General features: G+C 41.9%; 21 protein-coding genes. 11 read left to right on the forward strand and 10 right to left on the reverse strand.

Annotated elements, in window-relative coordinates; all coding sequences use genetic code 11:
- Positions 1 to 293: 293 nt before the first annotated feature.
- Positions 294 to 1,097, reverse strand: coding sequence for an ankyrin repeat domain-containing protein (locus ES754_RS03615; RefSeq protein ID WP_147222129.1), 804 nt, complete (start codon positions 1,095 to 1,097; stop codon positions 294 to 296).
- Between the two features lie 280 nt (positions 1,098 to 1,377).
- Between ES754_RS03615 and ES754_RS03620 the strand changes: the two genes are divergently transcribed.
- Entirely contained in the window at positions 1,378 to 2,121 is a 744-nt protein-coding gene (locus tag ES754_RS03620) for a hypothetical protein (protein WP_147222131.1), read from the forward strand.
- Between the two features lie 385 nt (positions 2,122 to 2,506).
- Positions 2,507 to 3,349, forward strand: a complete 843-nt coding sequence (locus ES754_RS03625; protein WP_147222133.1) for a carbonic anhydrase — start codon at positions 2,507 to 2,509, stop codon at positions 3,347 to 3,349.
- A gap of 212 nt (positions 3,350 to 3,561) precedes the next feature.
- On the opposite strand, the gene ES754_RS03630 is transcribed toward ES754_RS03625, so the two are convergent.
- Positions 3,562 to 4,089, reverse strand: coding sequence for an Rrf2 family transcriptional regulator (locus ES754_RS03630; protein ID WP_147222135.1), 528 nt, complete (start codon positions 4,087 to 4,089; stop codon positions 3,562 to 3,564).
- 54 nt (positions 4,090 to 4,143) lie between these two features.
- Entirely contained in the window at positions 4,144 to 5,376 is a 1,233-nt protein-coding gene (locus ES754_RS03635) for an NnrS family protein (RefSeq protein ID WP_147222137.1), read from the reverse strand.
- A gap of 429 nt (positions 5,377 to 5,805) precedes the next feature.
- On the opposite strand from ES754_RS03635, the gene ES754_RS03640 reads away from it, so the two are divergent.
- Positions 5,806 to 6,738, forward strand: coding sequence for a GIY-YIG nuclease family protein (locus ES754_RS03640; RefSeq protein WP_170231073.1), 933 nt, complete (start codon positions 5,806 to 5,808; stop codon positions 6,736 to 6,738).
- A gap of 233 nt (positions 6,739 to 6,971) precedes the next feature.
- Here the strand turns inward: ES754_RS03640 and ES754_RS03645 are convergent, their stop codons facing one another.
- On the reverse strand, positions 6,972 to 7,409 hold the full coding sequence (locus ES754_RS03645; RefSeq protein WP_147222141.1) for a DUF3429 domain-containing protein: 438 nt from the start codon (positions 7,407 to 7,409) through the stop codon (positions 6,972 to 6,974).
- Between the two features lie 85 nt (positions 7,410 to 7,494).
- On the reverse strand, positions 7,495 to 8,928 hold the full coding sequence (locus ES754_RS03650) for a DASH family cryptochrome (protein WP_147222143.1): 1,434 nt from the start codon (positions 8,926 to 8,928) through the stop codon (positions 7,495 to 7,497).
- 227 nt (positions 8,929 to 9,155) lie between these two features.
- Between ES754_RS03650 and ES754_RS03655 the strand changes: the two genes are divergently transcribed.
- A complete protein-coding gene (locus ES754_RS03655; RefSeq protein WP_147222145.1) occupies positions 9,156 to 9,386 on the forward strand; it encodes a hypothetical protein in 231 nt (76 codons plus the stop codon).
- Positions 9,387 to 9,478: 92 nt separating this feature from the next.
- Here ES754_RS03655 and ES754_RS03660 read toward each other — a convergent pair whose 3' ends face one another.
- Positions 9,479 to 10,963 carry an aldehyde dehydrogenase family protein gene (locus ES754_RS03660; RefSeq protein ID WP_147222147.1) on the reverse strand — a complete coding sequence of 495 codons (1,485 nt, stop codon included), beginning with the start codon at positions 10,961 to 10,963 and terminating at the stop codon, positions 9,479 to 9,481.
- 466 nt (positions 10,964 to 11,429) lie between these two features.
- Here ES754_RS03660 and ES754_RS03665 point away from each other — a divergent pair, with 466 nt between their 5' ends.
- From ES754_RS03665 to ES754_RS03695, 7 genes are all read left to right on the forward strand, one after another.
- Positions 11,430 to 12,020, forward strand: coding sequence for a TetR/AcrR family transcriptional regulator (locus tag ES754_RS03665; protein ID WP_147223263.1), 591 nt, complete (start codon positions 11,430 to 11,432; stop codon positions 12,018 to 12,020).
- A gap of 258 nt (positions 12,021 to 12,278) precedes the next feature.
- The gene (locus ES754_RS03670; RefSeq protein ID WP_147222148.1) at positions 12,279 to 13,487 is read left to right on the forward strand and encodes an iron-containing alcohol dehydrogenase; all 1,209 of its coding nucleotides are present in this window, start codon (positions 12,279 to 12,281) and stop codon (positions 13,485 to 13,487) included.
- Positions 13,488 to 13,585: 98 nt separating this feature from the next.
- On the forward strand, positions 13,586 to 14,635 hold the full coding sequence (locus tag ES754_RS03675) for an NADP-dependent oxidoreductase (RefSeq protein ID WP_147222150.1): 1,050 nt from the start codon (positions 13,586 to 13,588) through the stop codon (positions 14,633 to 14,635).
- Positions 14,636 to 14,681: 46 nt separating this feature from the next.
- Positions 14,682 to 15,359 (forward strand): type 1 glutamine amidotransferase domain-containing protein, encoded by a 678-nt coding sequence (locus ES754_RS03680; protein ID WP_147222152.1) that lies wholly within the window; start codon positions 14,682 to 14,684, stop codon positions 15,357 to 15,359.
- A gap of 62 nt (positions 15,360 to 15,421) precedes the next feature.
- Positions 15,422 to 16,060, forward strand: coding sequence for a glutathione S-transferase family protein (locus ES754_RS03685; RefSeq protein WP_147222154.1), 639 nt, complete (start codon positions 15,422 to 15,424; stop codon positions 16,058 to 16,060).
- A gap of 220 nt (positions 16,061 to 16,280) precedes the next feature.
- On the forward strand, positions 16,281 to 17,897 hold the full coding sequence (locus tag ES754_RS03690; RefSeq protein WP_147222155.1) for an efflux MFS transporter permease: 1,617 nt from the start codon (positions 16,281 to 16,283) through the stop codon (positions 17,895 to 17,897).
- 103 nt (positions 17,898 to 18,000) lie between these two features.
- Complete coding sequence (locus ES754_RS03695; protein ID WP_147222157.1) at positions 18,001 to 19,320, forward strand: HlyD family secretion protein; 1,320 nt, start codon at positions 18,001 to 18,003, stop codon at positions 19,318 to 19,320.
- A 167-nt stretch (positions 19,321 to 19,487) separates the two neighbouring features.
- Here the strand turns inward: ES754_RS03695 and pdxH are convergent, their stop codons facing one another.
- The 4 genes from pdxH to ES754_RS03715 form a co-directional block, all read right to left on the reverse strand.
- Complete coding sequence (gene pdxH, locus ES754_RS03700) at positions 19,488 to 20,147, reverse strand: pyridoxamine 5'-phosphate oxidase (protein WP_201538824.1); 660 nt, start codon at positions 20,145 to 20,147, stop codon at positions 19,488 to 19,490.
- 74 nt (positions 20,148 to 20,221) lie between these two features.
- The gene (gene glmM / locus ES754_RS03705) at positions 20,222 to 21,592 is read right to left on the reverse strand and encodes a phosphoglucosamine mutase (protein ID WP_147222161.1); all 1,371 of its coding nucleotides are present in this window, start codon (positions 21,590 to 21,592) and stop codon (positions 20,222 to 20,224) included.
- A 277-nt stretch (positions 21,593 to 21,869) separates the two neighbouring features.
- Positions 21,870 to 23,342 carry an IMP dehydrogenase gene (gene guaB / locus ES754_RS03710; RefSeq protein WP_147222163.1) on the reverse strand — a complete coding sequence of 491 codons (1,473 nt, stop codon included), beginning with the start codon at positions 23,340 to 23,342 and terminating at the stop codon, positions 21,870 to 21,872.
- Positions 23,343 to 23,723: 381 nt separating this feature from the next.
- Complete coding sequence (locus ES754_RS03715; RefSeq protein WP_227677710.1) at positions 23,724 to 25,763, reverse strand: mechanosensitive ion channel family protein; 2,040 nt, start codon at positions 25,761 to 25,763, stop codon at positions 23,724 to 23,726.
- Between the last annotated feature and the right edge of the window lie 25 nt (positions 25,764 to 25,788).

Genomic DNA, 25,788 nt, shown 5'->3' on the forward strand with positions numbered 1-25,788 from the left:
CAGTAGGCTGTTGGGTCTGGCTTATAGAATTATTCACGAGGATGCTGACTATGTTAGACGCCGTTTTTCTAAGCGTGAGTGATAGGAACAGCGCAATAAATGCCGCTGATTATATTCGTTTGATTTCTATTGATAGATATAATGATATGCACATTATAATATCACATTGGGAGAGGTACTCAGGAGTAAAGTATAGAAGGCAAAAACTTAAAGCTCATTAAAAAATAAGGCCGCTATTATTAATATGAGCAGCCTTGTTTTTCAATATTATCTTATTAACGTCATCAACACTATTATTCACAACTTGCCTTACCAGTACGATGGTTAATCGCCCCGTTTTCTTTTAGTAATTGCTGCACCTCTACATGGCCACGCGTACAGGCATAGGAGTAAGCTCCTTGATTATACGACCCCATCGTTTTGTCTTTGGTAGTCGCCACTAAGTTGGGATTGGCGCCTTTAGACAGTAGGTACTTCACAGTCTCTAAGCGGTTATTACTAGCGGCAACCATAATCAAGGTTTCACCATCGCTCTCTTGAGTCTGATCATTTAAATCAACAGGCGCTTTAGTATTTAATAACTCATGTACTTTCTTGACAACATTGGTATTTTTACCCAAGGCCGCAGACTTCATGACATTGTATACATCACCTCTATCAGTGGCATAAATGCTCGCCCCTTCGCCGATTAGATAATCTACAATATCTTCATAGCCGATAAATGCAGCCCAGCCCAAAGCCGTTTGATCAAGATTATCAGTGTCTTTTGCCTCTAAATCTTGTCCATTTTTTACCATATACTTAACAGACGCTAAGTCGCCATGTTTTATCGCATCAAACCACTTACCATCAACGCCTTTAGTGGGCTCAGCATAAAAAACACGATAAGAGAGCTTGTCTTTATTGGCAATATCAGCGTTCTCAGCAGCGCTAAACCGAAAGTCAGTTTGCGGCGTTGGAACCGTTTGAGATGATTGTACTACCTCGTCTTTTTTTATATCATTTTTATCAGTAGTCTCAGTGTCGAGACTTGAACAACCGGTTAGCAGCATTGCTGCTAAGACAGCTGATGCGCTCATTTTATAAGCAAGTTTCATAACACAGCCTTAAAATAAATGGTTAATAACCGCACCCAGCCCATCGACAGTAGCAGGGGTTTATACTATTACCACAAGTTTATACAGACCTTACCATTAAGAATATGATATCTTTTTTATAACAGACTTTGATAATTCTAAACGACATAACTATAGAAGATAATCGTAACATCTAACTATAGAATATGCCTCTCAATGACAATCATAAACCTATGCATAACCGAGATTACACCGATTTCAGAGGATTACTCACTGCATTACTTATTAAGGAATAGCACAAATGAGCGATAAAATTCATAATTTGGGTTCAGGTTTTTGGAACATACGCGGGTCGTTTCGCATCGGTATCATCGATGTTGGCACGCAATGCTCGCTTGTGCAGTTAGCGTCAGGGCGTTTTATTTTTTTGGACAGTTACACGCTAACTGATGAGATACGTGCGCAAGTCATGGCATTGACCAATGATGGGCAAGACGTAGAAGCGGTATTGAACGTCCATCCGTTTCACACCGTACACTGCGCCCAAATGGCCAAAGATTTTCCGCAGGCAACCTTTTACGGTAGTGAGCGCCATCCTCAGCAAGTCCCTGAAGTGCAATGGGCAGATGACTTTGTAGAAAGTGAAGCGGTCACCCAGCGCTATCCTGAACTTGAATTCTCTTTACCTAAAGGCATCTACTATATTGCGCCTGATGAGAAGGTTCACTCAGGCTCACTCTTGGTGTACCATCCGGCCAGTCAAAGTTTACACGTTGACGATACGTTTGTGAGTCAACCCTTAAAAATTCTTGATGCGGTGCTACCGGAGCTAAACTTACATCCTAGTACTGAAGACGCGCTCATCGATGCGCCAGATGCTGGCGCGCAATATTGCAACTGGGCAACCGAGCTTGCTCATAAGTGGCGTGATACTCGTCATTTTTGTGCAGCGCATTCACATATGGTTGAATTTGAGGTTGGTGACTTTGAAAAAGTATTGATAACCGCCATTGATAAAGCCCGTCCTAAGCTTGAAAAGGCTTAATGTCTTAACGCTTCTAACCTCTTTAAAATATCACTCTATTAATAACATATTTTAAGTGAAACGAAAAAAGGCTACCAAAATGGTAGCTTTTTTAGTTTTATTATTGCTACTTCTTATAACTACAATTCAAAGTTATCGAAATCTGCCTATTAAGGACTGATTTACCTAAACAACACTCTATTAAAAACCTATGATTCGATTACTATTCATGTTTTTGTTACCAACTATTTGCTAAACATTTGTTTTCCTGTTAAAAGATACTACGGTTATTTAACCGTAACTAATCACTTACTTTAAAATTATTTATAGGTAAGCTGAATAGGCAGTTATAAAAGTGAAATTGACAAAATCAGTTAGCTTCTTCAATTATAAAAAGGACTTTAATATGCAACCTCGTTATCTAGCTATTGCACTTATGACGGTAAGCGCTCTGGGGTTTACCGCGTGCTCTAATAATTATAAAACGGTCAAAGGAGCGCCTACTGGTAGTGGCGTGACAGTGGTTTCTCCAGTTGTTGCAAGTAACGAGACTCATCACCGCAAGTGGTCATATGCAGGCGACACAGGTCCTGAGTCTTGGGGTAATGTCGATGGCGCCAGCGCCTGCAAAATTGGTACAGAGCAGTCGCCTATTAATATTAATAACGTCATAGCTAAAATGGCCAAGACAGCTAGCGCCCCTACCGTCAATTATAGTAAGTCGTCAAATTTACGTATTAATGACAACGGTCACACCATCGTCTATACACCGACTGCTCAGAACAATATCATTACTATCAACAACGAGCGCTTTGAGCTCAAACAGTTCCATTATCACACCCCAAGTGAGCATCAGTTCGGTGGTCAAAGCTATCCAAGTGAGATTCATTTTGTGCACGCTAACAGTAAAGGTAACCTTGCCGTGATTGGCGTGATGCTTCAAGTTGGTCAACCCAATGATGCCCTACGCCTATTACTTAATGGCACTGAGCTTGCTGTCAAAAACGATGACGAATCTACCGCTAATAAGGTTGATTTGTCCGCATTGATACCTGCTATGCCGATTTTCTATCACTATACCGGTTCGCTGACCACCCCGCCTTGTTCAGAAGAAGTACAATGGTATGTTACCGAGCAGCCGCTTGAGCTTGCCAGCGATCAGCTTGCTATTATGACTGACTTATATCAAGGTAATAATCGCCCTATCCAATCGCAAGGCAGCCGAGTGGTAGAGCAGCTCAGTAATTAACCGCTTTATTAATGAGTAATGAAACGAGTAACTACTCACTCCATATCACTCGCATTACTACTATTAATAGCCATGAAAAAAAGCACAGAGCTAGCAGAAAAACGAGCTGGCTTTGTGCCTTTTATGATGAGCGTATTTAAAAAATCAACTAAACAACTTATTCGAAATATAAAAGTACGGGTTGCTATGTAATATGTAAAATAGTTGATAAGTTAAGACAATAACTCCGCAAGCTCTACTTTATTATTAATAATATCTGCCAGTGTATAACCCTCAAGCACGTTAATAAATGCCGTTAGCGCCGCAAAAAACACCCCTTTTAATTGGCATGCGGGACTGATAACACAGCCCAACACTTCTTGACCGACTACATCAGTCTCATTAACCAAAGCAATGGACAATCCTTTCTGCTCAGCACTCTTTAAGTTATCATGCTCACGACTAGGCGACGGCGTAGCAAAACATTCTACCAATGCAAAGTCCGGCTCGATCTGTTTGATAAGTACACCCAAATTAATATCTTTAGGCGCACGAGCTAAGCGTATGCCTCCGTTTTTACCGCGCACACCCTCAATATAACCAAGTTGACCAAGCTGATGAATAATTTTGGTTAAATGACTTTTAGAGATGTTATAGCTTTCTACAATATCGCTAATATTGGCCAGCGTTTGCGGCTCAGGTTTAACCGCCAAATAAATCAATGAGCGCAGCGCATAATCACTATAATTGGTCAATCGCATATCAAAATGCTCCTATCTCTTATATTTTTAAACATAAAACCTATAAATAGCCCATTAACCGAATAAACCGTCAGGTCTAGGGCTTGCTAAGATACGCAGATAGCTGATGCAAAACAGTATAAAACAGGCAATCCATGCCCCTTGCGCTATCATTATCCATAATAAATAATGGCTCGTATCAACCAAGGGCAACAGCACACGACTGATAAACACCAACACCATAAGGCCAAACATGATGTTTACCGTTTTAGGAGGCGTATGAATACTACGTCCCGTATGACCTAGTGATACCCGCGCCATCATTGCCAAAGTCATCATACCGACACCCGCAATCGACAGTCCATGCACCGCAATACTATGGTTATAGCCGAGCCACGGCTGTAGCGCGTATAACACAAAGCTCAGACACATGCCCAAAAATGCAATGAACAGCGACCATAGCAATGGCTTTTGCCAGATACCGCGATGATACCACCCCAGCAAGCGCACAACGTTAACAATCGCCACGCCAAGTGCACTAATAGTCAGTAGATACTTATTATAATAAAATACATCAGTGATAAAAAAGACTAAGAAAAACAGTAAGCTTGCGACATCTTGCACTTTACTATTTCGCAGCGTAATTTTTTCTGTACCCGTTATACTCAGACCGCGCTCAATAAAAAAGGGTACCACGCGCCTGCCAATCGTCAATATCAAGCCAATAATTAAGTAAAATCCTAGATATATTCCTATCTTAGTTATGTTCATATTCGCGCTAATAACACCCCAATAGCACAGGCCGTTACCAACTGTCAGTAGCGCAAGCTTCGCTAAAATGCCCATTTGCTTATATTGCTTAACCTGTAGCACAGCGCGAAATATCACAAATGCCATAGTACCGATAAACAACATATCAAACACGGCCGCTATATATAGTAGTAAAGCACCTTGCCCGATGCCTAAACCAAACGCCACCCAACCCAGACGCGCCAGCAGCCAACAAACAAAAATACCCAACAGTGGGTAGCCGTGTGGCATCATCACCCCTGTCCACGTCTTCACTGCCGTCAGTAAGAACCCCGCAACGACTGCCAATGCATAGCCATAAATCATCTCGTGACCATGCCAGTACAGCGGATTCAAAGTCTGTGCATCAATATTAGTATGACCGGTAAACACAAACGACCACAACACCATAAATATAACGGCAAATATTGCCGCCGCACTAAAAAATATGCGAAAGCTAAGATTAAAAAGCGAATGTGGTGAAGTGGGTGGCTTGCTAGGTAAGGATATCGATTGCATAGCAGTCTACTTAAAATAGAGTGAATAAGTATTAACTTAAAGATTCATTTTAAATGAATGTTATATATTATACAACGTTTCAGCTATCAAAGATATTTGTAGAGGTAAGTCATAGGCGTAAAAAAATCTGCTAAAGGTAAACAAATATATACTATTAATGGTAATATATTTGCGCTTTAGGAACTGAGCGTTAAACAGCCAAGGCGTATTGCTCGTAATAAAGGATTTTTTGCAGATATAGTCACTTAGTCAGCCCTACTAGTTTATCAGGTCAAAAGCCTAGTATTTGGATAATTAGGAGGGTTAATGGTTTTAAAACTCGCTTCACAATTGAAGAAATGGACAATTAAATATTTTCTTTATTATTGGAGCTATCTATGCACTTTATTACACTCTCTAAAGACAAATATATTTAAAGGTGACATATATATGTCTAGAAGAGAAAAAAATAAAGACGATGGCTATATATACATACTAACAAATGCATATATGCCTAATGTCTATAAAATAGGGTATACACAAAGAGAAGCTATTAAAAGAGCACAAGAGATAAGTCGAGCTACAGGGGTTCCTGGAGATTGGGAAGTAGCCCGTGAATGGCCAGTTATTGATGCTTATCAAACTGAGCAATATATATTCTTAGAGTTTGAGGAGTATAGAATCCAAAAAAAGGAAATGTTTAATTTCATAGGTACTAGCCTTGAAGATGTAATAAAGACTATGGATATTTTACTATCTTATAAACAAAAAAATCTTAGGATATATATAGAAGAATTAAATAAAGTTGAAACAAAGAGAAGGTTAGAAGAAACTAAGCAAAAAGAGGTTGCAGAAATAGTCCGAACTGCCCTTCTATTGGAGGCATCTGACTTTCAATACATCTTTAAGATTAGAAAGACTATAGCTAGGGAGCACAGAATAGATAGCCTTATCGAGATACATATTCTCAGAGAAGATAACAAGAAATTGGAAATCTATAAGTATGGCATTCTGATTGTAGGTGTTGTTCTAGCAGTCTGGTTTGATATACATTCTTTTATATACTATGGACTTTTTACGGTTGTACTGTTCTTTATACATATTTTTATAAAAGACAATAAAGAAACTGTGCAAAGAATTGATGCTGTAAGCTCCAAATATAGTATGGAGGATTTACCAAAAAGCTTAGAGGAATTAAAGCCAATTATGGCAGAATTAGATGTAGACCGAATCATCTATATAGATGATGCAAAGATAGTTATAAAATCAAGAAAAGAGGATTTTATTTTAGAGACTAATTATAAAGGAGTAAGTTACAGCAGGTTTTATTTAGGTAACGAAAAACAGGCGCTAATTGATTTTATGCTATTTTTCAAGTCATAACGAAAAAAACACTTAAAACTCTGTTATATGCTATCTCTCGCTATAACATTAAGTTTTAAGTAACTCTATGTCGTTAGCGTCTAGTACAATTACAGATTTTTCATTTCTTGTTTACGCTATTCTCACCATACAAGTAAGCACCCACCTCACAACTATGCCTAGCAATAATCTATTTAGAAAAGCCTTGCGCCAGACTTATTATATATTATTCCTATTATTAACAAAAAAATTACCTACAACTGAAGCCCTACAATAACCAGTGAAACAACCACTATCAAGGTCACATACTTTCTCACTTTAAAATAATCAGGACTGATAATACTTGCCTGATACAGGCCATAGTCAATCACTAGCATAGCAATAAAACCAACGACCAGTAGCCAGATAAATCCAACGGCTGATAAGCTTAGAAACCCTAACCAAAGTGCAAGCGCGATGATATTGCTAAATATGGGCAGCTTGACCGCCCAAATATTGTCATCAGCTAAGCCCAGATGATTACCCCAGTGTGCGCCTGCCATAAATGAAGCTATTACTAAGCCATAAATGGAGAGCACATACTCAGTTTTCCCTAAGACTCTTATGGCATCAACGTTCATAGTAATCAAAATAGCGCAAAGTACGAACGGAATAGCACCGGCAAAGGTTAAATAGGGACTTGGTTTTTTCATAATGTCATGTTCATTTGTAGGGTTATGTGCATTTTATTAAAGCTGGCTTGTTTTTATCCGTTTTATTTAAAACTATCTAACCATATTAATCAGTTTTATTACCTTGCCATTTTTTAATAAACTCACCTTTGGGGTCATATTGTTGGGTTTGCTTGCTGAGATTAAACTGCCTACACCCTCTTGGATCTGCCCCCACTCCGGCAAGATATTGCCAATTGCCCCAGTTACTACCGACGTCATAATCGATAAGATGCTGCTCAAAATAGCTGGCACCATAACGCCAGTCCAAACCCAGCTCATGAATAAAGCAGCTGGCAACCAACTGTCTACCACGATTGGACATGTAGCCTGTTTGCGTTAACTGATGCATACAAGCATTGACGATAGGGTAAGATGTTGCGCCATTTTGCCATTGCTCTAGACGTATTTTATCAAAGCAAGTCGTTGGCTCATGCTGAGCAATCCCCTTGAACCAAAACAGCTGTTGCTGGTGATTGAGTGCATACCAATAAAAATACTCGCGCCACAGTAGCTCAAACCATATCCAATAAGTGGATTCATTAGCCATCACATCACGCTCGTAATGGCGTAAGCGATTCAGCAGCACTTTAACTGATAAGGAGCCATTAGCGAGCCAAGCTGAAAATTTAGTAGAGTGTGTCCAGTCATCAAGCGCATTACGAGTGGTTTTATAGGTGCTCGGAGCATCAGAATTGAAATATTCATTTAAATGACGGAAAGCGTTTGTTTCGCCGCCTTTAAATGTTTTGCTACCTTTAAAATCAGGTTCTTGCTGCGCTTTTTCAGCGATTTTTTGGTTTGCAGAAAAATACTTATCACTATTGGCCATGCTATTTATCATCGCATCCGGCATGGGCGGTAACACTTTTGATGTTGGACAAATCTCAAAATCACTTTCTGCCTTTAATAAATCGTGATTAGTTTCTACTTTTTTACGAAACTGCGTAAAACTTTTGGGTAACTCTTCAGTGGGTAAAGTCATAAATAAAGTATTGATTGACTGAACATGCCAGCTTATCTGTGGATATTTATTTTGCAAAATCGTATAAGCTTGATTTTGATTATAGTCTGCTGTTTGACTGACACAGATGTCAGTGACCGCTTGTTGCTCAATAAGTTGGCATAGCTGCGCAAAGGTATCTGATTCTGCTGCTGAGTCTTCTAGCAAAGTCTCTGCTTTTGCTGTTAAGAACAGCAATCGATTACCAAGACCTTGTAGCGACTTATCTAAATCAGCTAAGCTCTCATATAGAAACTGTTGACGTGCAGCACCCATCTGCTTGAAGCTATAATCCTGACCCTTTTTTTTATCGGCAAGCGTATCTGCTAAATCTTGTGCATAAACACACAATAACCGCCCGTTATTAGCGCTAGCTAGGGTTGCTGCCTTTAACAAAGTAGCATTGTCATCTATCCGCAAATCGTTGTGAAATAATACCAAAGAAACTTTTTTATCTGCTGACTTATCTGAATAGTTATCTGCTGGCTGGCTTAACATATAAGTAATTCCAAAATAATTAAACGCAATAGATGAATACCTAAGCCCAAACTTAATAATTTGAAGTAAAGTAGTTTAAAATATCATATACCGTATGACACAGGTTAAACAGTCAACTTTAGCATTTATCATAGGCTTCCTTATAGCCATTATCATCGTTATTCTAACCATGAGCATTGACTATCGTTAAACTGACTGCTTAAATGGTTCACACCTAGGAGAATACTATGACCGAAGAACATGCTGCGATTCATAAGCGTAAAATTATTGATAAATTTTTGATAAAACTTACCCAAGAACAGCCGCAAATGTATTATGCAACGACCTCTGAGGTCGCTCGCAGTATCCATACGATGATAAAAGAGCACACCAACCGCTTATCGGTAGAAGAGCAGGCTCTCGTTAGACATATGAGTATGGAAGAGATACAGGGCTTGTTAGGCTTTCATATTAAGTAACCCTACCTGCAAATACCCCATAAAAAAAGACCGCCTAATGGCAGTCTTTTTTTAAACTAAAATTCAATCAAAAACCTTTAAAAAGGCTGCGTTTAAAACGGATAGTCACGCGGCGTATGCTGCACTGAAATCCAATGCACAGTAGTAAACTCTTCGAGTACCCATTCGCCATTAAAGCGCCCGATACCCGAGTTTTTCTCACCACCAAAGGGTGCATTACTGTCATCATTGACTGAGATGTCATTAATATGAGTCATGCCCGCTTTAATACCACGAGCGAAGCGTAGACCTGTTGCCATATCTTTGGTAAATACGGCACTCGACAAACCATACATAGAATCATTAGCAATGCTTAAAGCATCAGCCTCATCTTTAGCACGAATAATGCCGACCAAGGGTCCAAATACTTCATTACGTGACAAATCCATCTCACGAGTGACTTCCGTAAAGATATGCGGCGGTACCACTTGACCTTTAATCTCACCACTTAAAATCATTTTTGCGCCTTCCTCTTGCGCAGTGGCGATTTTATCTTTTAACGACTTCACTTGTTTTTCATTGATAATAGGACCAACAGCGGTGTCCTCTTTGCTAGGATCACCAACGTTCAAAGTCTTCACGTGAGCAAGGAAGCGCTCTACGAAATCATCATAAATGTCATCTTCGACAATAATACGGTTAATCGCAATGCAAATTTGGCCTTGATGTAAGAACTTACCAAAGGCCGCCGCTTTGACCGCTTGCTCGAGGTCAGCATCTTTTAATACGACAAACGGACTGTTACCGCCTAACTCTAAAGCTACTTGCTTAATATAGTCGCCACCATTGGCCAGCTCGCCGATGTGCTTGCCTACTGAGCTTGAGCCAGTAAAGGATACTAATGAAGGAATATCATGGGTGACAATCGCATCGCCTATCTCACTCCCGGCACCAATAATCACGTTGAGCAGTCCTTTTGGCAGGCCTGCTTCTTCAAATATTTTTGCTAATAGCAAACCACCAGTAATAGGTGTGTCGCTAGCAGGCTTAAGCACGACTGCATTCCCAAGTGCTAGTGCCGGTGCAATCGAGCGCTCGGTTAAATGTAGCGGAAAATTCCATGGACTAATGACGGCGATAACGCCCAGTGGCTCACGATAAATAAAGTTTTCTTTACCAGGGGTATTAGAGGGACGAATCTCACCGTGTACACGACTGGGAAAGGTGGCTGCTTCAAGAGTAATTGCACGAGCACTCCCAAATTCGACCATCGCTTTAATGCGCGTGCTGCCCGACTCTTTAATTAACCAGTCAACGATTTCATCTTGACGCTGATCGAAGATATTAACGGCTCTATAGAGTACGTTCGCCCGTTCTGCTGGGGTTTGTTGTGCCCACTCAACCTGTGCTTTGGTTGCTGCTTGATAAGCTTCATCAAGCTGATCTTTGGTAGCTTGTTTAATCTCTACTATGGTATCGCCGTTATAAGGATTGGTGTCTGTGTTAACACTATCATCTTTACCGCTTTGCCATTCACCTGCGATATATTGCAAATGGAAGTCGCTATAGGCGTTCGAATTCGTATTATTGGTAGTCATAACTGTCCTTATTAATATTTATATTAGTATTCATCATTCGGTTTTGAGCTTATTTACCGTGACGTCTTTATTCGAGGTTTAGGGTTTATAGTTAATTGCTATATGTACTGACTGATAGTCTAGTATTTAAAAACTTATCTTATTAAAAAGCTACCTTGCTAGACGACTGGTCTAATGCTACCATAGACACACCTAAAACAAGACCTTCTTAGTATTAAACTTTGTTGAAAAAACGTAACTTTTTATTTGTTTAGTCATTTAACCGGTGCAGTTAGCTGACGAACTCAATTGATAACCATAACTGAATGTATTTGCACAATTAAACTACGCTCAATACAATCCCATCAAAACACACTATATAAAACACACTCTATTAAAATAATACCCTAAGGAGAACATAACCTTTATGTCTGCTACTACCCCCACTCCAATAGATATCACTACTTTAGCTACTGCTTCTGCCAAAATGAATGCTCCTATTTCAGATACTAAGGCTCATTTGTTAGCCATTGGCTATCAACTGATTGCCCAAAAAGGCTTTACTGCTGTTGGTATCAAGCAAATACTAGACACTGCTGGTATTCCTAAAGGCTCTTTTTATCATTACTTTGCCTCTAAGGAAGCCTTTGGTGAAGCTATCATTCAGCATTATTTTATCAACTATAAGCATCGCCTCGATAACATTAGTGCCAGAGACATTAACGCCCAGCAAAAGCTCTATGACTACTTTCAAAACTGGTACGACACTCAGCAAAACGGCTGTGACCATGAAAAATGTTTGGTGGTTAAGTTAAGTGCTGAAGTTGCTGATATGTCGGAACCTATGCGTAAGGTACTGCATGCCGGCTACCAGCAGACCATTACTTGGCTTGCTGAACAAATTAAAGCGGGTTGGGTAGATAACTCAGTACCGCATCCTGATAATGTCGCTGCCGAGAGTATGGCAAAACGTTGGTATTTTGCATGGCTTGGTGCCAGCTTAGTCGCCAAAATTAGCCAAACCAATACTCCTTTAGCAGAAGTTTGGCAAATGACCACTACCCAAATGGGACGTTAATAGTGTTCTATTCGCCCGCCTTTCTGTTAATATAACCGACCTTTTTAATTAGAAAATATTAACGGATAGGCATCTTTATATCACTGTCCTTAATCTAAAATTCTGCTGCTTATCTCTACGCTAGTTTTGTAACTACTGATAATAAAGTTCTAGACGACCGGTCTAATTAATGTACAATGCCAACAGTTGCAAATGACCTGCATAACTCATATTCGATTTTAAAACGCTCATTAACACTTATTAGACTTTAGGAACATTATGAATAACTTTCAGTATTACAATCCAGTACGCATCGTGTTTGGTGACAATCAAATCAAACAATTGTCAGACTTGGTACCTACCGATGCTCGTGTGCTTATCACTTATGGTGGCGGCTCAGCGCAGCGTACTGGTACTTTGGATGAAGTGAAAGACGCCTTATCAGCAAATGGTAATCGTGACGTATTCGAGTTTGGTGGTATTGAAGCCAATCCAGAGTTCACGACTTTGCTAAAAGCCGCTGATATGGTCAATGAAAACAATATCGACTTCTTACTGGCAGTCGGTGGTGGCTCAGTGATTGACGGTAGTAAATTTATCGCCTTAGTATCGTCACTTACCGAAGAAGATGGCACGGTATCACGTGAACAAGCGTGGGATGCGCTCACCAGCGGTTGCAAAAAAATTGACTCTGCTATTACTTTAGGCACAGTACTGACCATTCCAGCGACTGGCTCTGAGATGAATTCAGGCGGCGTTATTAACTATAGCGAACGCCAAGCAAAACTACCTTTTGGCAGTGCGCTGACTTATCCTAAATTTTCGATTTTAGATCCCACTAAGACCCTAACTTTACCTGAACGTCAGGTAATGAACGGTGTTGCGGATGCCTTTGTGCATGTGATGGAGCAGTATCTGACTTATCCGGTTAATGCTAAAGTCCAAGACAGCTTTGCCGAGAGCTTACTTAAAATTTTAATTGAAGAAGGCGCAGCGGTAAAAGCCAATCCAGATAATTTAGAGACGCGTAAGAACCTAATGTGGACCGCAACCATGGCGCTTAACGGCCTGATTGGTACTGGCGTCCCACAAGACTGGACGACGCATATGATCGGTCATGAGTTGACCTCATTACATGCGATTGACCATGCCCGTACTTTGACTATCGTCTTACCGTCGGTCATGCGTGAGCTAAAAGACAGCAAGAAAGACAAATTACTTCAGTATGCCCGTAATGTGTGGAACATCTCTGATAATGGACAAGATGACGATGCCATCATTGAAACTGCCATTGCCTATACTGAAAACTTCTTCCGTGAGCTTGGTCTGCCGGTCAGCTTAGAAGACGTTGACTTAGATAGGTCAGCGATTGAGCCGATTGTTAAGCAATTAGAAGCACATAAAATGGTCAAGCTGGGCGAACATGGCAACAATGACTTAGATGTCTCACGCCGTATTTTAGAACGCGCAATCAGCAGCAACGCTTAGTCTCTTTATACATTAATAACAAATAGCAGCTATTCAGTATTGGGTGGCTGTTATCATTTAGAATCAATAAACGAATAAATAAAATAAGGCGCTTTAAAATGAGCTTTGATAAACAGCAAAACCAACAACAAAACCGTCAAATTAAACTTGCCAGCCGTCCACATGGTGCGCCAACTGCCGCCAACTTTGAGATGGCAACCAGTGAGATTCCAAAACCTAACAATAAGCAGATATTATTACGGACCGTCTATCTATCTCTCGACCCTTATATGCGCGGACGCATGAGTGATGCCGCAAGCTATGCAGACCCGCTACAAGTTGGTGATGTCATGCTTGGTGGCACGGTCGCTCAAGTGGTCGAGTCCAATATTGACAAATTTGCGGTTGGCGACTTAGTCGTATCGAACTCTGGCTGGCAGGACTATAGCGTCAGTGATGGGATAGGCGTGCTAAAACTTGATAAAGATATGGCACACCCCTCTTATGGATTGGGTGTCCTTGGTATGCCAGGCTTCACTGGCTACATGGGTTTAACTGATATTGGTAAACCACAAAAAGGCGAAACTTTAGTGGTTGCTGCGGCAACTGGCCCTGTTGGCGCGACTGTTGGCCAAGTCGCTAATCACCTTGGCCTACATACCGTTGGTATCGCTGGCGGCGCTGAAAAATGTGCTTATGCCATTGATAAGCTAGGTTTTGATGCTTGTATCGACCACACCGCTGACGACTTTGCCCAGCAATTGAAAGACGCTTGCCCCAAAGGCATCGACGTCTATTATGAAAACGTTGGCGGTAAAGTGTTTGATGCGGTATTGCCCTTATTAAATGCTCATGCACGTATTCCAGTATGCGGCTTAGTATCACAATATAACGCCACTGAATTGCCGGACGGCAAAGACCGCTTAAGTGTGCTGATGGGCAATATTCTAAGCAAACGTCTCACCGTCAAAGGCTTTATTATCTTTGAAGAATATGGCGACCATTACCCAGAGTTCTTAACAACCATGAGTAAATGGGTTGAGTCTGGCAAAGTTAAAACCAAAGAACATCAAGTCGATGGTCTTGACCAAGCGCCAACTGCCTTTATTGGTATGTTAGCGGGTGATAATTTCGGTAAGACCGTAGTAAAAGTGGCTGACGTTAAATAAATTCAAATAAACAATTTTAATTCATTAACAATACACAGGAACAATTATGAATATTCTAATGGTACTCACCTCACACGACCAACTGGGCGATACTGGTAAGAAAACTGGCTTTTGGCTAGAAGAATTTGCCGCACCGTATTATACTTTTTTGGATGCCGGCGTTAACATTACTATCGCCTCTCCTGTAGGTGGTCAGCCGCCCCTTGACCCTAGCAGTGACACCGCTGACAATCAAACCGAATTCACTAAGCGCTTTAAAGAAGATTCAGACGCCCAAGCACGCCTTGCTGATACCAAAAAGCTCACTGACGTTACAGCTGAAGGTTTTGACTCCGTCTTCTATCCTGGTGGCCACGGGCCGTTATGGGACTTAGCGGTTGATAAAAACTCTATCGCATTAATCGAAAATTTTGTGAAACAAGATAAGCCAGTGGCTTTTGTTTGTCATTCTCCAGCCGCCCTTAAAAACGTCAAAATCGATGGCGAATATTTAGTAAAAGGTAAAACAGTCACGGGCTTTACCAACAGTGAAGAAGAAGGTGTTGGCCTGACGGATGTAGTGCCTTTCTTAGTAGAGGACATGCTCAAAGCCAATGGTGGCAACTACGAGAAAGTGGGGGATTGGGAATCTTATGTGGTCGAAGACGGCCTATTAATTACCGGTCAAAATCCAGCCTCATCTGAAGACACCGCTAAACACTTACTCGCTAAGCTTAAAGGCTAGTTGTTTAATGAGTGCTTGCTTAAGATTAATAGCGCTCAAATATTAATAGCAAGGACAACATCATGATTCGACTGCATCATCTTAATCAATCTCGGTCGCTGCGCATTTTATGGCTGCTAGAAGAATTAGGCGAGCCTTACGAGCTTATTAGCTATCAACGAGATGCTGACACCAATCTAGCACCAGACCGCTTAAAGGCTGCTGTGCATCCACTGGGTAAAGCCCCTGTGATTGAGATTGATGGGGTAATGATTGTAGAATCAGGTGCAATTACACAATTATTAATTGAGCGCTTAGCACCAACACGTCTGCGCCCTGCTCCTGAAAGTGCGGATTATGGTCACTATCTACAGTGGATTGATTTTGCTGAAAGCTCACTCATGGTGCCATTATTGCTTGAGCTGTTTACTAAAAAAGCAGGCGTGACTGATAACGAATTCTTAAATGGCTATATCGGTCATGAGAAGCAAAAGTTACTCAGCTACTTAAATAGTGCCGTCGAGGGTAAGACATATATTGTTGGTGATAAACTTAGTGGTGCTGACTTTATGTTGTCATTTGATCTGATTATGCTCGCTCAGCGCAAGCAATTAGAGGGCTATCCTCATATTGAACGTTACGCGCTACAGCTTGCCAGCCTTGATAGCTATCAGCGCGCCATGCGTTTAGAGGCCAACGACGATGAAACCAACCTTGCTTAAATAATATAAGTCACTTGCATAGGTGCGAATGATAATTAAAAACTGTGATAAAATAGCTCAAGCAAATCTTGGGCTATTTTTTTCTTTTTATTTCATTGCTGATAGCACTCAGCTTATCAGTAATAAAACCAACTGATATCAAGCTCAACTTGTACTACCAATCATATAAGAGCTGTGCCATGTCTTTATTCACTTTCTCCATACAGATCACTGTCCGCCCATGAGTACCGACTACCAATTTAAGCCCCATGAACAGCCATTTATGCTGGGCTCGCCCGCTACGCCCGACCATCCTACGCGCCGGAAAGTATTTTATTTACTTATCGGCATTTTTATTGGCTTAACGGCCAGCTTCCAAAATGGTCTATTAGTCGCTAACCTCACCCAAATCCAAGGTGAAATGGGATTAACGCCGGTAGAAGGTGGCTGGATATCAGTCGCCTACAACATGACCAATGCTTGTGTCACGGTGCTGTTATACAAAATACGCCAGCAGTTTGGCATGTCACTATTTAGCAAAATCACCTTATTTTTTCTATTGGCTGCCACCAGTATGCAATGGTTGGTCAGTAGCAATCTATTGAGTGCGACTACGGGTATTAGAATTGAACCTTACTATCTAGAACTCATCGCTCGTGGCTTTAGTGGCGTGGTCGCCAGCGCCATGACGGTGCTGTCTATTTTTTATTGTCTACAAGGCATGCCAACGGCTCGGCGTATTAGTGGGCTGATTTTAGGCTTTGGCTTGGTACAGTTTGGTATTCCGTTGTCACGTATTATCTCGCCTTATCTCGCCGTTGATGGTCAACTTGAAGGTTTGTTCTTATTTCAAGTTGGACTGGCACTGATTTGCTTTGGACTTATTAATATCCTTGAGCTGCCACCGGGCAATACTGAAAAGGTTTTTGAGAAACTGGATATTGTCAGCTTTGCCTTTTTTGCCAGTGGGCTTGCCGCGTTAGCTGTATTCTTAGTACAAGGGCGTATCTTATGGTGGACGACGCCTTGGCTCAGCTACCCACTGATTATTGCGGTCGTCACTATTACTATTGCGTTATGGATTGAAACGCATCGCAAAAATCCAATGCTACAAGTACGTTGGATGCGTAGCCGTACGATTATTGCCTTCATGATTACTGGTGCCGTCATGCGTATTTTGCTGTCTGAGCAAAGCGTAGGAGCGGCAGGATTATTGGCAAATCTTGGTTATGGCAATGATCAGCTGATTGTCTTTTACGCGGTGATATTGGCAGCCAGCATACTGGCATTGGTAATTAGTATTTTTAAAACCAATGCGATGGATTTGCGCCGACCCGTAATTTTCGCCGTTGCTTTGATTGCGATTGGCGCTTGGATTGATACGGGCGTGTCATTAAATTCTGCCCCTTCTATGTTTTACCTCAGTCAATTTATGATCGCTTTTGCCGCTGTTTACTTTATGGGTCCGATGGTGTTTGAGGGCATGTTTCGCGCCATCGCTAATGGGCCTGCCTACATCATCAGCTTTTCAGTGATTTTTGGTATCTCACAAACTGTTGGCGGCTTAGCAGGCGCCGCAGGTATTCAAGCTTTTACGACGATTCGTACGCAAATGCATTATGCAGATATGGTCAGCTCAATGAGCGGTAACAATCCTGCCGCGATGGCGCAGATACTTCAAGGCGTTCAGCGCCAAGCGACCGTTGCCGCTTATGATGACTTATTCTTTTTAATGGCTGTAAGCGCTACCATCGCGACGGTGTACTTGTTGATTGTTTATTTTTATTATCGTTATAATAAACGCAATCCACTTGCCAAAGAGCTCGCTGCGTTAGCAGAAATGATGGGTAAAAAATAGCAGATAGTACACTTTTTATTGTGTATTCTATACGCACTATCCCCCTATAATTAACACTTTTAAAGTTATCTATTATGTCTATAAAATCTTTTAGGAGCGCATCATGAGCGAAGAAAAACCCAGTAATATAAATGATGCAAGCGTACCTAACAAAGTGGCTAAAGCCCCAGCGGACGTGCCGGCCGACACACGTGTCACATCTACAAATGAAACAACCAATTTGGTGACAACTGAGCCTGAAACGACACCACCTAGTCTACATAAGGCAGATGATGCTAAGTTAGACACCGATAACATAGACAACAATAATATAGAGGATAACCCAGCGGCAGATGATACGCCAATGCCGCCAACTGAACCAATCCCTGGATCTGCAGGCTGGTCGCCAAAAAAGAAGTCGTTTTTTAATTTGGGTCTACTGATTGCGCTAATTGTTATTGGCGTGGCATTGATTTTATATGCATGGAAACTGCCACCTTTTACGCCAACCGTGCAACAAACTAACAATGCTTTTATTAAAGGGCAAACCACTATTATTAGCCCGCAAGTCTCCGGTTATGTCACTGAAGTGGCCGTGCAAGATTTTGCTCGTGTCAAAGCTGGAGATTTATTGGTAAAAATAGATGATCGCACCTTTCAGCAGCAGCTTGAGCAAGCCCAAGCAAATATTGAAGTGGCCGTGACCAACCGCTCTAGTAACGCGCAGGATACAGGCTCAAACCAAGCTCAATTTGAGGCGCGCGAAGCGGATTTGAATAGTGCAAAAGTCAGTGTTTATAGCGCGCGCGAAGACGTGAGTCGCTACCAAGGACTGGTTGCTATTGGCGCAGTATCTAGGGCTGAAGTCGCTCATGCCGAAGCACAACTTGCCAAAGCACAGGCAGGCGTACAGCAAGCGGAAGCCAATCTACAAGTTGCCCGTGAAGCGCGCGAGAAAACCAGCGGTAGCCGCTCGTCTTTAGATGCCAATATTAAAAATGCCGAAGCGGGTGCTAAGCAAGCCCAGATTAATTTGGATAATGCCATCATCAAGGCTCCTGAGTCGGGACAATTGAGTCAGTTAAGTGTCAAGACCGGACAATATGTGACTGCTGGCACCCAGCTCATGTATATTGTGCCAAAAGGCATCTGGATTATTGCGAACTTTAAAGAAGCACAAGTCGCGAACATGACGATTGGTGAGTCAGCAACTATTCGCGTTGACGCGCTTGGTGGGGCTAAATTCAAAGGACGTGTCAGTAATATATCCCCAGCAACTGGTAGCGAACTGAGTGCTGGCGCTGCCAACCCTGCCACTGGTAACTATATTAAAATTGCCCAGCGTATTCCAGTACGTATTGATTTAGACCAAGGTCAGCCTGAGTTTGCCCAACTGCGTCCGGGTATGTCAGTTTCTGTCGATGTGGATACTAAAGCTAAATAAAGGCGCTATATCCTATACTATATAGGAATCACTATAATCCTACCCAATAAAAAGCCACTCTTAGCGTCATAATAAATATGGCGGCTTGAGTGGCTTTTTATTGGACAACTTAATGATTAGCTGCTTAAACTTATATGTATGTTAAAAATACGTGCAGTAACCAGCGCTTAAGGAAGTAAACGCTTAGTGTGCCAACTTACTGCACTCTCACTGCTGTCACAATCACGGCTATATACAATGCGGTCATGCATACGGTTAGCGCGACCCTGCCAAAACTCAATCTCATTCACTGTGATTTCATAGCCACCCCAAAATTCTGGGGTGGGCACTGCTGTATTTTCTGGAAACTCGGTTTGCAGTTGGTTAAAAGTTTTTTCCATAACTTCGCGGTTGGCAACTTCGCCACTTTGCGGTTGGCTGACCCAAGCACCAACTTGACTGTCATGCGGACGTTTTTGGAAATAGGCAGCAGATTTATCGGCATCTATTTTAGCGATACTCCCGCTAATACGGATTTGACGTTCAAGCTCATGCCAAAAGAACAACACTTCCGCATTGGGGTTCTCGGCGATGTCTTGGCCTTTAGCACTTTCGTAATTGGTATAAAAAACGATACCGGTTTCGGTGACTTCACGCAGCAGAACGATACGCACACTTGGCTTATTATCCGCGCCGCAAGTGGCTAGGCTCATGGCATAAGGCTCTTGAACTTGTTGCTCGGTTGCTTCACCAATCCAGCCTTTTAGCAATTCAAACGGTGATGCGGGTACTGACTGCTGGTCAAGGCTGCCTTTTTCATATGATAAGCGTTGATCGGTAAAATCCATGTTCATAATTAGTCCTTGTTATTAATATTATTATTTTGCTTACTATTTTTGCTTTTTGATATTAAAGCAAGTTACTAACCCAATACCGCTTGGATATGTTTTGCCAAATCATTGGCCATCACATCGCACTCTATCTCATCATCCGACTCAACCATGACCCGAATCATCGGCTCAGTACCTGATTGACGAATCAATAAACGGCCACGGCCTTCTAAAGTTGCGCGCGCTTTATCAAAGGCAGTAACCAGTTCTTCATGTTCAAAAGGGTCTTGCATTTTTGCTAAGCGTACATTGACCAGTTTTTGCGGTAACACTTCAAAACCTGCGGTTAGCTCGCTTAACGCTTTACCTTGTGATTGCATGACGGCTAGTACTTGCAAAGCTGCAATAATAGCATCGCCCGTGCGGCTTTTATCAAGACATAGAATATGTCCTGAAGGTTCACCGCCTAATATCCAACCGTTGGCATCCAACTCTTGCATGACATAGCGGTCACCGACTTTTGCACGAGTAAATGCAATATTAGCAGCTTTTAACGCCAGCTCTAAGCCCATATTGGTCATTAGCGTACCAGCAACACCGGCAACGGGTGTTTGCCCTTGGGTGGCCAGTACATAAAGGATGCCATCACCATCGACCAACTCTCCAGCTTCATTGACCATAACGATACGGTCGCCATCACCATCTAAAGCAATCCCAACATCGGCTTCATGTTCTAGTACGGCTTTTTGCAACCCTTCAGGATGAGTAGAGCCACAGTTTTCATTAATATTGATGCCGTCAGGGGTATTATTGATGGCAATTACATTGGCTCCAAGCTCGCGTAGTACGCGCGGCGCGACACTGTAGCCGGCACCATTGGCACAATCGACCACTACCGTTAAATGACTTAAATCATATTGATACGGAAAGCTGCCCTTACAGAATTCAATATAGCGGCCTTTAGCATCATCAATACGATGATTTTTGCCCAATTTTGCCGGATCAAGTATTGGCATCATTAAGTCATCATCTGCATTCGCGATAGTCATGATGTCTTTCATCTTCTGACTAATCGCATTTTGCATCTCATCGGTCAGTTTTTTACCATCGCCTGAGAAAAGCTTGATACCATTATCATAATAAGGATTGTGCGATGCGGAAATCACAACACCGGCATCGGCATTAAAGCTGCGGGTCAAATGAGCAATAGCCGGTGTCGGCAGGGGGCCTAGCATATGCACATCAACGCCTGCCGCATTAAAACCAGCCTGCAGAGCACCTTCGATTACATAACCTGATAGACGCGTGTCTTTCCCAATAACCACACTAGGCTTACGCTCAGGATTGTCATTATTTTCTATCAAAACGCGCCCAGTCACATAACCTAACTTCAAGATAAAATCAGGCGTAATAGGCATTTTGCCAAATTTACCGCGTATACCATCCGTACCAAAGTAGCTCATTATAAATTATATCCTTATGCTAATATCAAATATTAAACGCTAGCTGCTAGAAATAAAAGGCCAGAGTTGCACTTATGCAAAGTAGTCTATTATTGTCTTATTTTACAAAAAAAACAGCCAACAACGAACAAGCATTGTTGACTGTATGTATCTTGATGTCATTAGCGTGCTGTTAATTACTTTTTATAGGTTCTATATACAGGTCATATACTCAAAAACTCATGACAATTTATTAACCCTATAGTTTCAGTATGTCTTTCAGTTTACATGCCCATTTTTAGTCAACTCGGTAATTCGGTGCTTCTTTAGTAATTTGTACATCATGAACATGCGACTCTTTCATGCCCGCTGAGGTAACACGAATAAACTGTGGTTTGCTACGCATCTCTTCGATGGTCGCGCAACCCGTATAACCCATTGATGAGCGTAAGCCGCCAACCAATTGATTAACGATACCGGCCACAGGCCCTTTATAAGGAACACGACCTTCAATGCCTTCTGGAACGAGCTTCTCAACTCCTTCTTTAGCGTCTTGAAAGTATCGATCCGACGAACCATTTTCGCCCGACATGGCCCCTAAGCTACCCATGCCTCGATAGGCTTTATAGTAACGACCTTGGAATAATTCGACTTCACCTGGCGCCTCTTCAGTACCGGCCATTAATGAGCCGACCATAATGCACGAAGCACCAGCGGCAATGGCTTTTGCCATATCCCCTGAATAGCGAATACCGCCATCCGCAATTAATGGAATGCTGTCCTGTAGGGCGCTGGCAACGCTATCGATAGCGGATATTTGCGGCACACCAATACCAGCAATAATACGAGTCGTACAGATAGAGCCAGGGCCAATACCGACTTTTACGGCATCCGCGCCAGCGTCACGTAAAGCTTTAGCCGCATCACCCGTCGCGATATTACCACCAATAACTTGGATATGCGGGAAAGTTTTTTTGATCCAAGCCACCTTATCAATAACGCCACGTGAATGACCATGTGCAGTATCAACGATAATAACGTCGACGTCAGCAGCAATCAAAGCCTCAACACGTGCTTGGGTATCTGCGCCCGTACCGACTGCAGCGCCTACACGCAAGCGACCTTGCTCATCTTTACAAGCATTCGGATTATTTTCGGCTTTGGTAAAGTCATTCACTGTAATGAGACCACGCAAACGAAAGTCATCATTAATGACAATCACTTTTTCAATACGGTGTTCATGTAACAGCTTTTTAATAGTTGCGTTACTTTCCCCTTCATGGACAGTAACCAGTTGCTCTTTTGGCGTCATAATATGACTGACCGGCAGTGATAAATTAGTCTCAAAACGCCAATCACGATGGGTAACAATACCAACAACTTTATCAGTGCCCTTCTCAACGACAGGGACACCTGAGATATTATTATCTTGAGTAAGCTTTAATAACTCGCCAATGGTCATCTCAGGATGTACAGTAATAGGATCGACTACCGTGCCCGCCTCGAACTTCTTCACGCGGCGTACTTGCATCGCTTGTTTTACGATGTCCATATTTTTATGCAAGATACCCATACCGCCTAACTGCGCCATCGTAATCGCCATTTCAGACTCAGTGACCGTATCCATAGCGGCAGAAATCAGCGGCAGGTTTAGAGTGATACTTTTAGTCAAACGAGTAGACAAATTAGCAGTTTTTGGCAGGACTTCAGAATAGGCTGGTAACAATAAAACGTCATCAAAAGTGAAGGCTTCATCGACAATACGTAACATACATACCCCTAGCAGTGGTTATTTTGATGGGTGGGAGCTGACTAAGTATTAAATTTAAGTGCGTAAATTAACCGTATGGCAACCAGCGAATGCTAAATACAGACCTTCGCTGTGCTTTGGTGATTGATTAGCAGGACAAGGATGCGAATGTAACCCCTTTCTATTCTTAATACCTTAGTTATCCCTTAAAAATAACGCTACATTATAACAAATAAGCACGTCGCTCGTATAATTTATTTATTAGCGTATTTTACAATTATTGAGAGATACTTAAAGTCGACCGTTAAATAAGCACTGTCCATAATCTATCCTATTAAAACGACTTTTATAATAAATAATCTTTCACCCAGCAACCATTATATTTTCACTTATCTATACCTACTAATCCCTGCCTTTAAACGTGAAACGTTCAGTTGGCAGATAAGGTTTTTGTTCCTGATAAAGATAACTGAGTATCTGCTCGCGCACCTCACACTCTAGGGTCCATGCATTTAAAGGACTGTCTGACGCTACAGTGCCGCGTAGCTTAATCGTGCTTTCGCTGATTGATACTGTAAATATCTCAGGCTCTGTTTCACCGTCCCACAGCTCATGCGCCTTGACCAATTCGAAATATTTCTGTCGAATAGCGGCAATGTCAGCGCCGTAATCGACATATAAATACACCACGCACACCTGATGGGATTCAGTATGAGACCAGTTTTCCACAATCTCAGTAATAAAATATCGCATCGGCACAATTAATCGGCGCTCATCCCAAGTTTTCAGTACCGCATAGGTATAGCGTAAATCCTCAATCGTAGTCCACTCTTCTTCTATCATCACCGTGTCGCCAATACGAATGGGTTGGGTAATGGCCACCTGCATGCCCGCAATGATATTACCTAAGACAGGTTGTGCAGCAATACCAATGACCGCACCTGCGATACCTGCTGAGGTTAATAATGTTGTGCCCAGTCCCGTAATATTGGTAAATTTACTGAGTCCAATCCAAATACTGCCAAGAATCATGACAAAAATAAATACCCGCCGAAATATCGATACATAGGTTCGGCGGATGCGTTCTTTATCGAAGTGTTCTTCGGTTAAATTTTCAATTTGTAAATCTTGATAACGATTGGCAAAGAAATTAATAATTCGAATGCCAAGCCACATCGCGCTCAGTACTAAGCCAATCCAAATAATCGGCTGCGTTGACGTCGCTACTGCATCTAAGTAAGGAAAGCCGCCAGACACTAAGGTAAAGACCAGCGAAAAACTGATGGTAAATGTCAGCGGTACGGTCAGCTTACTGACCAAATCCACCACACTATTACTACTACCAACGTAAGAAGTGGGTTTTTCATCACGCACGTAACGATTAATCAGCTTGCCAGCGCCTTTACTAAATAGCCAACCGAGACCCAGGGTAAATGAGAAAAATAAAATTAATGCTAAAAACTCCCATAACGCAATGCCAAAAAACCGCAGCTTCAGCCAATTAGGTAAATAACTTTCAAACTGAGCGGGTTGATATTGCTCATAAAGATTGTCGATATGATCAACTGTTTGTGCAGAAAACACCCATAGAGGCGCATTGTCATCAATGCGTACGCGCTGTAAATAAATAGGGACACGGCGCTCACGGTAGTCAATATAACCAAGCTGAATAGAGCGTCTCGGAATGCCCATCACGCTACTATCATTACCAATAGGCGGCTCAATCAAACCATCAGGACGATCAGGCAATTCATCAAAGACATAAAGCTTTTTTTTAGTTAATAAAAAATCTAGACGTTTAGTCAATTCAAGTGAGCGACTGCGTTGTAGCTCGCTCTCAATCAAGTTCATATTTAGCGCATATGCCGCTAAATCAAACTGCTGTTTCATAATTGCCGACTGAAAGAACTCTAACGTTGCCAGCGGTGTTGCTAAATTTGGGAGCTTAGATAATGGCGGCAAACCGCTGTTAAGCTCAGTTAAGGGATAATAGCTTTCGTTATACTCACCTGTTAGCCCTGAATCTCCTTGCAAATGTCCCGCTTGCTGTACCGTATTTCTCTCAAGCGGACTTACCAACTCACTGGCAAGATCAGATACGCTGATGCCTTCTTCTTTAATAGTATCAATTTTTTGCGCCGCATAATCGATTAAATTTTCCGGCTCAGCAGTAATTTGCGCGGATGGATTGCTTTGGTTATCAACTTGCGTACTGTCATTTGTAGCCGCATTAGCAGGCACACAAAGCAAGCCTACCATCATTAAGACCAAACCAATCAATATCTTCACGCCATGGCTAGTATTGTTAAGAACGCCATTAAAATAATGGTTAAAATAGCGAACACGACAGGCATAAAATGTCGCTACTGTTTTCTTGGCATTAGCTCTATTATCAGTATCATCGTTATTTTTACAAACTACGTGTCTATTAGGGTCATTCATATCATAAAAAGTCTTGGCGTAAGTA

Origin of the sequence: Psychrobacter frigidicola, assembly GCF_007997305.1 — a bacterium.
GTDB classification, from domain to species: Bacteria; Pseudomonadota; Gammaproteobacteria; order Pseudomonadales; family Moraxellaceae; genus Psychrobacter; species Psychrobacter frigidicola.